Annotated in this window: 5 protein-coding genes; 2 read left to right on the top strand and 3 right to left on the bottom strand. The window is 74.6% G+C overall.

Annotation, left to right across the window (positions count from 1 at the left end; all coding sequences use genetic code 11):
* The first annotated feature begins 311 nt into the window (after positions 1–311).
* Positions 312–4910 carry a glutamate synthase large subunit gene (gene gltB / locus ACIGAQ_RS14560; RefSeq protein WP_399782583.1) on the top strand — a complete coding sequence of 1533 codons (4599 nt, stop codon included), beginning with the start codon at positions 312–314 and terminating at the stop codon, positions 4908–4910.
* Entirely contained in the window at positions 4903–6366 is a 1464-nt protein-coding gene (locus ACIGAQ_RS14565) for a glutamate synthase subunit beta (protein WP_399782586.1), read from the top strand. Before gltB ends, ACIGAQ_RS14565 begins: the two co-directional genes overlap by 8 nt.
* 125 nt (positions 6367–6491) lie before the next feature.
* Here ACIGAQ_RS14565 and ACIGAQ_RS14570 read toward each other — a convergent pair whose 3' ends face one another.
* The 3 genes from ACIGAQ_RS14570 to ACIGAQ_RS14580 are packed head-to-tail and all read right to left on the bottom strand — an operon-like array spanning position 6492 to position 13536.
* Entirely contained in the window at positions 6492–7481 is a 990-nt protein-coding gene (locus ACIGAQ_RS14570) for an ABC transporter ATP-binding protein (protein WP_311683407.1), read from the bottom strand.
* Positions 7478–10198: an ABC transporter permease gene (locus ACIGAQ_RS14575; protein ID WP_399782590.1), complete on the bottom strand. Its 2721-nt coding sequence runs from the start codon at positions 10196–10198 to the stop codon at positions 7478–7480. The genes ACIGAQ_RS14570 and ACIGAQ_RS14575 overlap by 4 nt, the downstream gene beginning before the upstream one ends.
* 2 nt (positions 10199–10200) lie before the next feature.
* On the bottom strand, positions 10201–13536 hold the full coding sequence (locus ACIGAQ_RS14580) for an FtsX-like permease family protein (RefSeq protein WP_399782593.1): 3336 nt from the start codon (positions 13534–13536) through the stop codon (positions 10201–10203).
* Between the last annotated feature and the right edge of the window lie 125 nt (positions 13537–13661).

A 13661-nucleotide genomic window follows, 5' to 3' on the forward strand; every position in this document is an offset into this window, starting at 1 on the left:
ATGAGCCGTAAGCGCTGTGGGCAATGAGGCCCGCCGCGTGCCCCCCAGCGGGCCGGGCGAAGACGCCTGTCCCGCCGTCGGCCCGACGGGCATCGATCTCACCCGGTCGTTCCGTACAGGCCCCCCATGGCTTCCACCGTCGGCGCGGTACCCCCGCCGCGAACCCCCGGTGTCCGCATGCTGGAACGGGTTATCCCGGTTCCCGAGAACCGCTCCATCATGTAACCTGCACGAAATTTTGCGATCACGCGAGGGCCAACGTCGTCCCTCGGCACCTTTGCACATGCCACATGACGACGACGGGAGAGCCGATGCGTACGCCGCGCCAGCCGTCCCAGCACTCCGCGAATGGCCAGAACTGGTCGTTCATGGATGCTCGCCCTGCTGCGCAGGGTATGTACGACCCCCGCAACGAGCACGACGCCTGCGGCGTCGGCTTCGTCGCCACCCTCACCGGCGAGGCGTCCCACACCCTGGTGGAACAGGCTCTGACCGTCCTGCGCAACCTCGAACACCGAGGCGCCACCGGCTCCGAGCCCGACTCCGGCGACGGCGCGGGCATCCTGGCGCAGGTCCCGGACGCCTTCTTCCGTGACGTGGCCGGATTCGAGCTGCCCGCGGCGGGCTCCTACGCCGTCGGCATCGCCTTCCTGCCCGAGGCCGGCACCGCCGAGGCCGTCTCGCAGATCGAGACGATCGCCGCCGACGAGGGCCTCACCGTCCTCGGCTGGCGCGAGGTGCCGGTCGCGCCCCAGCTGCTGGGCGCCACCGCCCGCTCGACGATGCCGGTCTTCCGGCAGCTCTTCGTCGCCGACGGCGCCTCGGAGAGCATCGCCCTCGACCGCAAGGCCTTCGTGCTGCGCAAGCGCGCCGAGCGCGAGGCCGGTGTCTACTTCCCGTCGCTGTCGGCCCGCACGATCGTCTACAAGGGCATGCTGACCACCGGCCAGCTGGAGCCCTTCTTCCCGGACCTGTCCGACCGCCGCTTCGCCTCCGCGATCGCGCTCGTGCACTCCCGCTTCTCGACGAACACCTTCCCGTCGTGGCCGCTCGCACACCCGTACCGCTTCGTCGCGCACAACGGCGAGATCAACACGGTCAAGGGCAACCGCAACTGGATGGTGGCCCGCGAGTCACAGCTCGTCTCCGACCTGTTCGGCGCCGACGACAAGGCCATCGAGCGGATCTTCCCGATCTGCACCCCGGACGCCTCCGACTCCGCCTCCTTCGACGAGGTCCTGGAGCTGCTGCACCTGGGCGGCCGTTCCCTGCCGCACTCCGTGCTGATGATGATCCCGGAGGCGTGGGAGAACCACGACTCCATGGACCCGGCCCGGCGCGCCTTCTACCAGTTCCACTCCACGATGATGGAGCCCTGGGACGGCCCGGCCTGTGTCACCTTCACCGACGGCACCCAGGTCGGCGCGGTCCTCGACCGCAACGGCCTGCGCCCCGGCCGCTACTGGGTCACCGACGACGGCCTGGTCGTCCTCGGCTCCGAGGTCGGCGTCCTGGACATCGACCCGGCCAAGGTCGTCCGCAAGGGCCGCCTGCAGCCCGGCCGCATGTTCCTCGTCGACACCGCCGAGCACCGCATCATCGAGGACGACGAGATCAAGGCCCAGCTCGCCGCCGAGAACCCCTACCAGGAGTGGGTGGAAGCCGGCGAGATCGAGCTGTCCGACCTGCCCGAGCGCGAGCACATCGTCCACACCCACGCCTCGGTCACCCGCCGCCAGCAGACCTTCGGCTACACCGAGGAGGAGCTGCGGGTCATCCTCGCGCCGATGGCCAAGGCCGGTGCCGAGCCGATCGGTTCCATGGGCACCGACTCGCCGATCGCCGCGCTGTCGGACCGCCCGCGCCTGCTCTTCGACTACTTCACGCAGCTGTTCGCGCAGGTCACCAACCCGCCGCTGGACGCCATCCGCGAGGAGCTGGTCACCTCCCTGCGCTCGTCGCTGGGCCCGCAGGGCAACCTGCTCGACCCGAACGCGGCCTCCTGTCGCAGCGTCCTGCTGCCCTTCCCGGTCATCGACAACGACGAGTTGGCCAAGCTCATCCACATCAACGCCGACGGCGACATGCCGGGCTTCAAGGCCGCGACGCTGTCCGGTCTGTACCGGGTGCACGGCGGCGGAGACGCGCTCGCCGCGCGGATCGAGGAGATCTGCGCCGAGGCCGACGCGGCCATCGAGAACGGCGCCCGCCTGATCGTCCTGTCCGACCGCCACTCCGACGCCGAGCACGCGCCGATCCCGTCGCTGCTGCTCACCGCGGCCGTCCACCACCACCTCATCCGCACCAAGCAGCGCACCCAGGTGGGCCTGCTGGTCGAGGCCGGCGACGTCCGCGAGGTCCACCACGTCGCCCTGCTCATCGGCTACGGCGCCGCCGCCGTCAACCCGTACCTGGCGATGGAGTCCGTCGAGGACCTGGTCCGCGCCGGCACGTTCCTGCCCGGCATCGAGCCCGAGAAGGCCATCCGCAACCTCATCTACGCCCTCGGCAAGGGCGTGCTGAAGGTCATGTCCAAGATGGGCATCTCGACTGTCGCCTCCTACCGCGGCGCCCAGGTCTTCGAGGCCGTCGGTCTCGACGAGGCCTTCGTCGACAAGTACTTCAACGGTACGGCCACCAAGATCGGCGGCGTCGGCATCGACGTCATCGCCAAGGAGGTCGCCGCCCGGCACGCCAAGGCCTACCCGGCCTCCGGCATCGCCCCGGCGCACCGCGCGCTGGAGATAGGCGGCGAGTACCAGTGGCGCCGCGAGGGCGAGCCGCACCTGTTCGACCCGGAGACGGTCTTCCGCCTCCAGCACTCCACACGCTCCGGCCGGTACGACATCTTCAAGAAGTACACCGAGCGCGTGAACGAGCAGTCCGAGCGGCTGATGACGCTGCGCGGCCTGTTCGGCTTCAAGTCGGACCGGCAGCCGATCTCCATCGACGAGGTCGAGCCCGTCTCCGAGATCGTCAAGCGCTTCTCCACCGGCGCCATGTCGTACGGCTCCATCTCGCAGGAGGCGCACGAGACCCTCGCCATCGCCATGAACCAGCTGGGCGGCAAGTCCAACACCGGTGAGGGCGGCGAGGACCCGGAGCGCCTGTACGACCCGGCCCGCCGGTCCTCCATCAAGCAGGTCGCCTCCGGCCGCTTCGGCGTGACCTCCGAGTACCTGGTCAACTCCGACGACATCCAGATCAAGATGGCCCAGGGCGCCAAGCCCGGCGAGGGCGGCCAGCTGCCCGGCCACAAGGTCTACCCGTGGGTCGCCAAGACACGGCACTCGACGCCCGGCGTGGGCCTGATCTCCCCGCCGCCGCACCACGACATCTACTCCATCGAGGACCTCGCCCAGCTGATCCACGACCTGAAGAACGCCAACCCCCAGGCGCGCATTCACGTCAAGCTGGTCTCCGAGGTCGGCGTCGGCACGGTCGCCGCGGGTGTCTCCAAGGCCCACGCGGACGTGGTGCTCATCTCCGGGCACGACGGCGGCACCGGCGCCTCCCCGCTCACCTCGCTGAAGCACGCGGGCGGACCCTGGGAGCTGGGCCTCGCCGAGACGCAGCAGACGCTGCTGCTCAACGGCCTGCGCGACCGGATCGTCGTCCAGACGGACGGCCAGCTGAAGACCGGCCGCGACGTGGTCATCGCCGCGCTGCTCGGCGCCGAGGAGTTCGGTTTCGCGACCGCGCCGCTCGTCGTCTCCGGCTGCGTCATGATGCGCGTCTGCCACCTGGACACCTGCCCGGTCGGCATCGCCACGCAGAACCCGGTGCTGCGCGAGCGCTACACCGGCAAGGCCGAGTACGTCGTCAACTTCTTCCAGTACATCGCCGAAGAGGTCCGCGAGATCCTCGCCGAGCTGGGCTTCCGCTCCATCGAGGAGGCCGTCGGCCACGCCGAGGCCCTCGACGTCACCCGCGCGGTCGACCACTGGAAGGCGCAGGGCCTGAACCTGGAGCCGCTGTTCCACGTGCCCCAGCTGCCCGAGGGCGCGGTGCGCCACCAGCTGATCGCGCAGGACCACGGCCTGGAGAAGGCGCTCGACAACCAGCTGATCAAGCTGGCCGCCGACGCGCTGGCCGCCTCCGACGCCACCGAGGCCCAGCCGGTCCGCGCCCAGGTGCAGATCCGCAACATCAACCGCACGGTCGGCACCATGCTCGGCCACGAGGTGACGAAGAAGTTCGGCGGCGCGGGCCTGCCCGACGACACCATCGACATCACCTTCACCGGCTCGGCCGGCCAGTCCTTCGGCGCGTTCGTGCCGCGCGGTGTGACGCTGCGTCTCGAGGGCGACGCCAACGACTACGTCGGCAAGGGCCTGTCCGGCGGCCGGATCATCGTCCGGCCGGACCGTGCGGCCGACCACCTCGCCGAGTACAGCGTCATCGCCGGCAACACCATCGGCTACGGCGCCACCGGCGGCGAGATGTTCCTGCGCGGCAAGACCGGTGAGCGGTTCTGCGTGCGCAACTCCGGCGCTACGGTCGTCTCCGAGGGCGTGGGCGACCACGGCTGCGAGTACATGACCGGCGGTCACGCGGTGGTGCTCGGCGAGACCGGCCGCAACTTCGCGGCCGGCATGTCCGGCGGCGTCGCCTACGTGATCGACCTCGACCGCGACAACGTCAACGTCGGCAACCTCGACGCGATCGAGGCGCTGGACGACACCGACCGGCAGTGGCTGCACGACGTGGTCCGCCGCCACCAGGAGGAGACGGGCTCCACCGTCGCCGAGAAGCTCCTGGCCGAGTGGGACACCGCCGTCGAGCGCTTCAGCAAGATCATCCCCAGCACGTACAAGGCAGTGCTCGCCGCCAAGGACGCCGCCGAGCGAGCCGGTCTCTCCGAGACCGAGACCCACGAGAAGATGATGGAGGCGGCGATCAATGGCTGACCCGAAGGGCTTCCTGAACCACGGGCGCGAGGTCGCCAAGTCCCGCCCCGTCGAGGAGCGCGTCCGCGACTGGAACGAGGTCTACGTCCCCGGCTCCCTGCTGCCGATCATCAGCAAGCAGGCCAGCAGGTGCATGGACTGCGGCATCCCGTTCTGCCACAACGGCTGCCCGCTCGGGAACCTCATCCCCGAGTGGAACGACTACGCCTACCGCGAGGACTGGGCCGCCGCCTCCGAGCGGCTGCACGCGACGAACAACTTCCCGGAGTTCACCGGCCGCCTGTGCCCCGCTCCGTGCGAGTCGGCGTGTGTCCTCGGCATCAACCAGCCGCCGGTCACCATCAAGAACGTCGAGGTCTCGATCATCGACAAGGCGTGGGAGACCGGGGACGTCGCCCCGCAGATCCCCGAGCGCCTGTCCGGCAAGACCGTCGCCGTCGTCGGCTCGGGCCCGGCGGGTCTGGCCGCCGCCCAGCAGCTGACCCGCGCCGGCCACACCGTCGCCGTCTACGAGCGCGCGGACCGCGTCGGAGGGCTCCTCCGGTACGGCATCCCCGAGTTCAAGATGGAGAAGCGGCACATCAACCGCCGCATCGAGCAGATGCGCGCGGAGGGCACCCGCTTCCGCACGGGCGTCGAGATCGGCCGCGACCTGAAGGCCACGGACCTGAAGAAGCGCTACGACGCGGTCGTCCTGGCCGTCGGCGCGACCACGGCCCGCGACCTGCCGGTGCCCGGCCGGGAACTCAAGGGCATTTACCAGGCCATGGAGTACCTGCCCCTGGCCAACAAGGTGCAGGAGGGCGACTTCGTGGCGCCCCCCATCTCGGCCGAGGGCAAGCACGTCGTGGTCATCGGCGGCGGCGACACCGGCGCGGACTGCGTCGGCACCGCCCACCGCCAGGGCGCGGCCTCCGTCACGCAGCTGGAGATCATGCCCCGCCCGAACGACGACCGGCACCCGATCAACCAGCCCTGGCCGACCTTCCCCATGCTGTACAAGGTCACCTCGGCCCACGAGGAGGGCGGCGAGCGGGTCTACTCGGTCTCGACGACCCACTTCGAGGGCGACGAGGACGGCAACGTCCAGTGGCTGCACCTGACCGAGGTGGAGTTCGTCGACGGCAAGCTGACGCCCAAGCCGGGCTCCGAGCGCAAGATCCCCGCCCAGCTGGTGACGCTGGCGATGGGCTTCACGGGCACCGACCGCGAGAACGGCCTGGTCGAGCAGTTCGGCCTGGAGCTCGACGAGCGCGGCAACATCGCCCGCGACGCCGACTGGCAGACCAACGTGCCGGGCGTGTTCGTCGCCGGTGACGCCGGCCGCGGCCAGTCGCTCATCGTCTGGGCGATCGCGGAGGGCCGCTCGGCCGCCAGGGGCGTCGACCGCTTCCTGACCGGTGCCAGCGACCTGCCGGCCCCGATCCGCCCGACGGACCGTGCGCTGATGGTCTGAGCGGACCGTGCGCCGATGGTCTGAGCGCACTCACCAGAACGTCCCGCACAAAGGCGTGCGGAACGCCGACGGCGCCTGCCCCACTGTCCCCGACCGGACGACCGGGCAGGCGCCGTCGCACGTCCTCAGCCGTGTCCCTCGCGGTCGTGGTCGCCGTCGTGGTCGTTCCCGTCGGGCCACACCTGGACGTGGTCGTCCTCCAGTTCCAGCAGCACCCGGTCCCGCATGCCCAGGGCCGCCGTGTACTCGGCGGGGAGCTGCAGGCGGCCCGCGCGGTCGAGCATCGCGTACTCGCGCGCCACCAGGGACTCCCGGCCCGTCTCGTCGACCTCCGTGCGACGCAGGACCTCCGTGGAGGTGCGGCCGTCGCGGATCGCGACCGTGCGGCGGACCTCGCCGGCGACCGCCTGGTCGTGCGTGACGACGACGATCGTCGTGCCCAGCTCCTCGTTGGCCCGGCGGAACGCCGCGAAGACCTGTCGGCCGGTCGCCGAGTCCAGCTCGCCGGTCGGCTCGTCCGCGAGCAGCACGGCGGGGGCGTTGGCCAGGGCGACGGCGATCGCGACGCGCTGCTGCTGACCGCCGGACATCTGCCGCGGCCGCCGCTCGGCACAGTCGGCGACGCCCAGCAGGGACAGCAGTTCAGCGGCCCGCGCGGCCCGTTCCCGGCGCGGGCGGCCCGCCAGCTGCAAGGGCAGGACGACGTTCTGTGCGGCCGTCAGATACGGCAGGAGATTGCGGGCCGTCTGCTGCCAGACGAAGCCGACCACCTCGCGCCGGTAGCGCAGCCGCGCCCTGGCGTCCATCGTCAGCAGATCGCGGCCCGCGACCCTGGCGGAGCCGGCGGTCGGGACGTCCAGGCCCGCGAGGATGTTCATCAGCGTCGACTTGCCGCTGCCGGACGCCCCCACCAGGGCCATCAACTCGCCCTCGCGCACCAGCAGATCGAGCCCCTGGAGCGCCTGCACCTCCACGGCGTCCCCGCCGCCGCGCTTGGCGAAGATCCGCACCAGCCGGTCGCAGGCGATCAGGGCGTCGTGCCCGTAGGCGGGCCGGTCCCGCCGGTGCGCCGCCCGCCGTTCCAGCTCCGCGAGCGAATCCGTCGTACCGCTCATCGCATGTCTCCCGCCCTGAGGTGAGTGATCGGTGTCCGGCGTCCCGCCCACCAGGCCTGCGCGACGGCCACCGTCCCGGCCAGCAGCACCGTGACCGCGGCCGGCAGCACCAGTGACCACAGGTCGGTCCGCAGGACGGCACCTCCCGGCACCGGGCCGCCGGTCGCGCCGGACAGGGCGAGCCGGTCGAGGTCGACACCGGGGGCGAGCAGCCGTACCGCGGCCCAGCCGACGGCCATGCCCCCGCCGGCCGCGAGCAGCGCCTGCGGCAGCGCCTCCAGACCGAGCAGCCGCCGGCCCTGGCGGGTCGTCAGGCCCAGGGTGCGCAGCAGGGCCAGCAGCGCGGCCCGTTCCGGCGCGGTGCGCAGCAGGCCGAGGACCAGGGCGAGCACCGCGTATCCGGCGCCCGCGACGACGGCCGAGCCGTAGATGCGCTCGGCGCCCGCCTGCAGCGGGGAGTCGGACAGCGCCGCGCGTTCCTCGGCGCGCAGGGTCACCGAGATGCCGGAACCGGCGGCCCGCAGCGCCTTCCCGTCGATGTCGGCGCCGGTCGCCAGCAGGGTCGTGGGGCCGGTGAAGCCCTTCAGGCCCGCCGCGTCGACCAGCAGGAACTCGCCCTCCGGGACCGCCGGGGTGCGAGGGTTCACGGCGGTGACCCGCACGGTGACGGGCCCCGTGTCGGTCACGATCCGGCGCGGCGCCCGGCCGAACCGCTCGGCGACCCCGGGGGAGGCGACGGCGCCCAGCACCCCGTCCGCGGACCGCAGCCGGTCCGCCGGGAACCCGCCGAGCCCGGTCTGTCGGGCCACCCGCGCGTAGCCGTCCGGCTCCACCGCGATCACGGGCAGCGAGCGCGTCTCGTCACCGGCGCGCTCCGCGGCGTACGCGAAGCCCACCGCCGTCACCTGCCGCACGCCCGCCACCTGCCGGACCGCACCGGCCAAGCCCGGCGGCAGCGGCGCGCCGTCGGCCGTGTCCAGCCGTGCGTCCGCGCCCGTGGCCAGCAGCGCGGCCCGGTCACGGGCGTCCGCCACGCCCGCCAGCACCGACCCGCCGAACGCGGCCGTCGTCAGGGCGGTCAGCAGGGCGAGCAGCGGCAGCACGGCGACCGCCGCCGGTGCGCGGCCCGCACGGGCCACCGACAGGAACCCGACCACGCCGCGCAGCCGCCCGGCCGGGCCGGCCGCCCACCGCAGCGGCAGCGGGTACAGCCGGACCAGGACCAGCGCGGCCACCACCCCGACGAGCACCGGCGCGGCGCTCACCAGCAGGTCGCCCGGCCCTTCCGTGCCGCGCCGCCGCAGCGCCGCCACCGCGCCGGCGGCCAGCACCAGCACGGTCAGTTCGGCGACCAGGCGGCGCCCGCCCGGCCTGGCGTGGGCGAGGTCGTCGCGTTCCCGGTGCGCCCGCGGGCTGCGATGCGCCACCACCGCGCGCACCGGCAGCACCGCACAGGCGAGCAGGGCCACGGCGCCCGCCCCGAGGACGGCGGGCAGCGGCCGTCCCCCGTCCACCACGAGCAGCGCGAGCAGCAGGCCGCAGGCCGCCGCGGGCACCACGGGCACCGCGGTCTCGGCCAGCAGCCGCACGGCGATGCCGCGCAGGGAGCCGCCCCGGGCGCGCAGCAGGGCGAGTTCGGCGTCGCGGCGGGAGGCGGCCAGGCCCCCGCTCATCACCAGGACGACGACGGCGACCGCGGCGATCCCGAAGGCCGCGACGGCGACCACCGGCGCGATCGCGTCCCGGGTCGCGGTGTAGGCGCCGACCACCTGCTCCAGGCCGGTGGACAGCTGCGCGACCGGTCCGGCGACCCCGCGCAGCGCCACCAGCCCGGGCCCGTCCTCCAGGGAGGCGACCGCCGCGACGAGGGCCGGGGCGTCCGCCCCGGTGAGCTGCCCGGTCGCCGGCGCGAAACGCCAGTACCGCTCCGGCTCGCCCTGCCCGCCGAGCAGCGCGGGCGCCGCCCCCGGCGCGAGCAGCACGCCCGCCTCCCAGTAGAACTGCGGGGGACGGCCGGTGGTGCTGATCAGGCCCGGGGTGCGCAGGACGGGCTCCGCCGACCAGTAACTGCGCTGCGGTTGCCGGGGTTCGAGCACCCCGGTGATCCGCACGGTCAGCGGCCGGTCCGGATAGCCGGCCAGGGTGAGCGTGGACCCGGCCCGCAGCCCCAGCGTGCGGGCGGTCTCGCGGGTCACGGCGCCCTCCACGGCCCGGGTGTCCACCCCCACCCGACCGGCGGTGGGCAGCCGGCCCTCCCGCACGGTGGCGTGGGCGGCCGCCCCGGACTGCGCGAGCAGGGTGAAGCGCGGCGGCAGCCCGTCGGGCCGGGGCAGCGCGGCGTCCAGCCCCTCCAGGCTCCTGGCGGTCCGCACCCCATACGCCGACTGGGCCGGGTCCGCCCGCAGCGGTGCCGGCAGCAGTGCCCGCGCCCGGGCGCCGATCGCCGCGAGCGCCTCCGGGCGGACCGCGTCCGCCCGGGCCTCGTCGGATCGTTCGAGCCCGGGCGGGGGCGTCTTCAGCTCCAGCACGCCGGCCTCGGGTGCGGCCCCGGCGACGGCCTCGCGCAGCCCCTGCGTCTCGTACGCCTCGACGGCCCGGGGCAGGACGGCCGCGAGGAACGCGGTGAGCAGGACCAGCGCCCCGAGGGCGACGGCGGACCAGGGCGCGGTCCGCAACCGGGTCCGTACCCAGGGCGCGCCCCGCGTGTGCGACGGCATCCTCAGTCCTCCCCCTGGTGGCGGAGCACGACCGCCGGTTCGGCACGGCGCAGCGCCGACGCGGTGGTGATCAGCAGCAGCGGCGCGGCCACTCCCGCGAGGAGCAGGGCCAGCCGGTCCGGCGGGAGTTCGACGAGCACCTCCGGCACTGGCCGCGCGGCGCCGGAGGTCAGCACGATCAGCGGCACGACGGCCCGGGTCAGCACGGCACCGAGGCCGAGCCCGGCGAGCAGACCGGCCCCCACGAGCAGGCTCTGCTCCGTCGCGACGAGCCGGGCGAGGTCACGGCGGGGCGTGCCCAGGGCGCGCAGCACCGCGAACTCCCCGGACCGCTCGCGCCGCGCCCCGGCGGCGCTGACCGCGAACCCCCCGGCGGCGAGCGCCACGGCGGCCACCGCCACCGCCGTCAGCGCCGAGCGCGGCCCGGCCCCGAGCGGATCCCGCAGCAGCTCGGCCGCCGTCTCGTCCCGCACCAGCACCTGACCCGCCGCGAGGTCGGGGCGGGCCCGCAGCTCTGCGGCGACCTCGGCGGCCTTGCCCGCAGCGGTGCTCACCCACCACTCGGTGGGGGAGAGCGGCGCGCTGGCCCGCCGCGCCAGCACGGCGTCGACGGCCCGCAGATCGAGCAGCAGCGCCCCGCCGTCCACGTCCTCCCCGTCCAGGCCGGTGGCCGTCGTCGGCAGCGCCTCGACCGACCGGACGATCCGCACCCGCAGTTGCTCCCCGGACAGCGGCACGTCGACGGTGTCACCCGGCCGGGCCCCCGCCGCCCGCAGGAAGTCCCGGGTCGCGACGGCGGCCAGGGTGCCCGGCACCGCGTCCCCGGCGGTGGAGACGCGGACGCTGTAGACCGGCGCGGTGCCGGTGCTCTCGTCGGCGTCGGCGCCGGTGCCGTAGGACACGGTCAGGGGCGCGGTGCCCGACGCCTCGGGTCGCACGGCCGAACGGGCGAGGACCTCGCCGTTGTCCGTGACGGACCGGTCGCCGCGCCAGCGGGTCCCGGCGGGGACGGAGACGGCCCGCGCGGAGCCGTCGGGGCCGGTGGCGAGCAGCCGTTCGACGGTGAGCCGGTGCGTCTCGGTGCGCCCGGCGGGCGCGGTGTCGTCGAGCTGCACCCCGGTGAGCCGCAGCGGTCCGGCCGGGGCGGCACGACGGCCCGTCGCCGTCACGTCGAGGTCCAGGGTGAGCCGGTGCACCCGGCCGTCCACCGGGACGGTCCCGGCGCCCAGTCGGTAGCCGATGCCGTACCGGTCCTCGACGACCGCGGTGAGTACGGGCGCGCGCTGCGAGGGGGAGCGTCCCGTCCGGGCCCGCGTGTCGCCGATCCGCACGTCCAGGGCGAGCCGCCGGGTGCCGTCGGGGAGCCGCACGGCCCGGTCCGGGTCCGGCGCGGGCGGTGCCAGGTGGCGCAGCAACCGCTCCGGGGACTCGTCGGCGAGATCGCCGCGCATCAGCATCGCGTCCCGGGCGTGCGCGGTGTCGAGGGCGAGCACCGTCGCCTCCCGGTCGCCGGACAGGGACAGGGTGGTGCGGTGCGCGGGAGCCGCGTCCCGGGCCCCGGGCACCGCGGCGTAGAGGCCGGTCTGCCCGGGGCTGCCCGGACGCTGGTCGAGGACGCGGACGGCGGCGCCCGTGCGGAAGTCGGCCTGGTCGTCCTGCGAGCGGTCCCAGGAGGCGCCGTGCCCGAGGGCCAGCATCCCGGTCGCCACGGCGACGACCAGCAGCAGCACCGGACCGGCCCCGCGCAGCGGCCGCCGGCTGAACTGCCAGCCCGCCAGCGCCGCAGGCAGCCCGCGCCCCTTCGCGGACCGCCGCTCCGCCAGCCGGGCGGCGAGCGGCAGCAGACGCAGCGTCAGTACCGTGCCGGCCAGCAGCGCCAGCGCGGGCGCCGCGACCAGCAGCGGGTCGATGCCCAGCTCACCGGCGCGGTCGCGGCTGAGCGCCCCACCGCCGCTCGCGTCGGTCTGCCGTTCCAGCTGCCAGTACGCCACGCCCGCGATCAGCAGCAGCCCCACATCGGCCCCCGCCCGCACGGGCGCGGCCGTCGTCGCGGCACGGACGCGCCGCAGCCGCACCGTCGTCGCGGCCGTCGCCGCCAGGGCGGGCGCCACGACCGCCGCCGCGCACACCACCGCCACCCCGCCCGCGACCAGCCACACCGCACCCGACGGGGCGGTGTCGAGCCGCAGCCCGATCCGGTCGAGCGCGGACCACCGGGCCAGCAGCCGGGCCAGCGGGCCGGACAGCAGTGCCGCCCCGACCGCGGCGGGCACCGCGAGCAGCAGCGCCTCCAGCACCGCCAGCCCCACGATCCGCCCGCGCGAGGCGCCTCTGGCCCGCAACAGCTCGGTCTCGCCCGCCCGTTCGCCACCCAGCAGCCGCGCCACCAGCAGCAGCGCGTACCCCGCGAGGAGCACCAACTGCACGGAGACGATCATGAGGGTGGAGCGGGACACCAGCAGGGCCCGCTCGGTCCGGTCGAGCACCTCGGGCAGCGCGGTGCGCACGTCCGCGCTGCCGCCGAGCGCCGGCTCCTCGCGCAGCGCCGCGGCCGTGCGGACGGTCGCCGCGCGGAGCGCGCCGATGCCGTCGGTCGTGAAGGTCCGGTAGTCGGCCGTCGCGACCCATCCGGTGCCGTCCCCGGAGGTGCGGCCGGAGGCGAGCACCGAGGCGTCCGCGAGCAGCGGCCCGAAGGTCGTGAAGGCGACGGTGCGCACGCCCTGGCCGCCGAGCGTGTCCACCTGCCAGTACGGATCGGAGCCGTCGGCCGCCCGGTACACGCCGGTCACCCGGATCCGGAGCGGTTCGCCGCCCAGCCGGTCGGTGAGGGTCAGTCGCGCGCCCGCCCGCAACCCCAGCCGCTCGGCGGCCGTCTCCGGCAGGGCCACGGGTACCGCGGCCGCGGGGGCGGCCGGGGCCGGGCCGGGCAAGGCGCCCGACACCAGCCTGATCCGTGACCGGTCCAGGGCGGCGAGGAGCGTGAGGTCGGGCTCGCCCGCGCGGCCGTCGGCGTCCTGGAGGGAACGGGGCAGCGCGTACGGGCCGGAGCGTTCCAGGCGCCGCACGGTCACCGGCAGCCCGCCGAACGCCTCCCGCGCCGCGCGCGTCACGGCCCGCTGCGCCGCCTCCCGCCGCTCCCGGGGCACGTCCGCCTCCACGACGAGGGACGCGGAGGCCGCCGACCGGCCGCTCAGCGTGCCGCGCAGGGCCGCGTCCCCGACGGAAGCGGAGAAGGCCGTGAGGGAGGCGAGCACCGAGGCGGTCACCACCACGGCGAGCAGGGCGGCTGTGAGGAGCAGCCGGTGCGCGCGCAGGCGCATCAGCAGTAAGCCCGTCACGCTTCCCCCACCCGATGAGCCGCCGTTGCGCCAACCCGGCCATGCATATCATGGACCTACCGGCTCGGCACATGCGTTCGAGCAGGGGTTGTGCGGCTCTTGACCGTCCGCACGCGTTCCGTATG

Origin of the sequence: Streptomyces sp. NPDC085932 (assembly GCF_044540525.1) — a bacterium.
GTDB lineage: Bacteria > Actinomycetota > Actinomycetes > Streptomycetales > Streptomycetaceae > Streptomyces > Streptomyces levis.

What these genes read in the sequence shown, in the direction of transcription:
- gltB (WP_399782583.1), top strand. Translation starts at nt 312, where the DNA reads ATGCGTACGCCGCGCCAGCCGTCCCAGCACTCCGCGAATGGCCAGAAC.
- ACIGAQ_RS14565 (WP_399782586.1), top strand. Translation starts at nt 4,903, where the DNA reads ATGGCTGACCCGAAGGGCTTCCTGAACCACGGGCGCGAGGTCGCCAAG.
- ACIGAQ_RS14570 (WP_311683407.1), bottom strand. Translation starts at nt 7,481, where the DNA reads ATGAGCGGTACGACGGATTCGCTCGCGGAGCTGGAACGGCGGGCGGCG.
- ACIGAQ_RS14575 (WP_399782590.1), bottom strand. Translation starts at nt 10,198, where the DNA reads ATGCCGTCGCACACGCGGGGCGCGCCCTGGGTACGGACCCGGTTGCGG.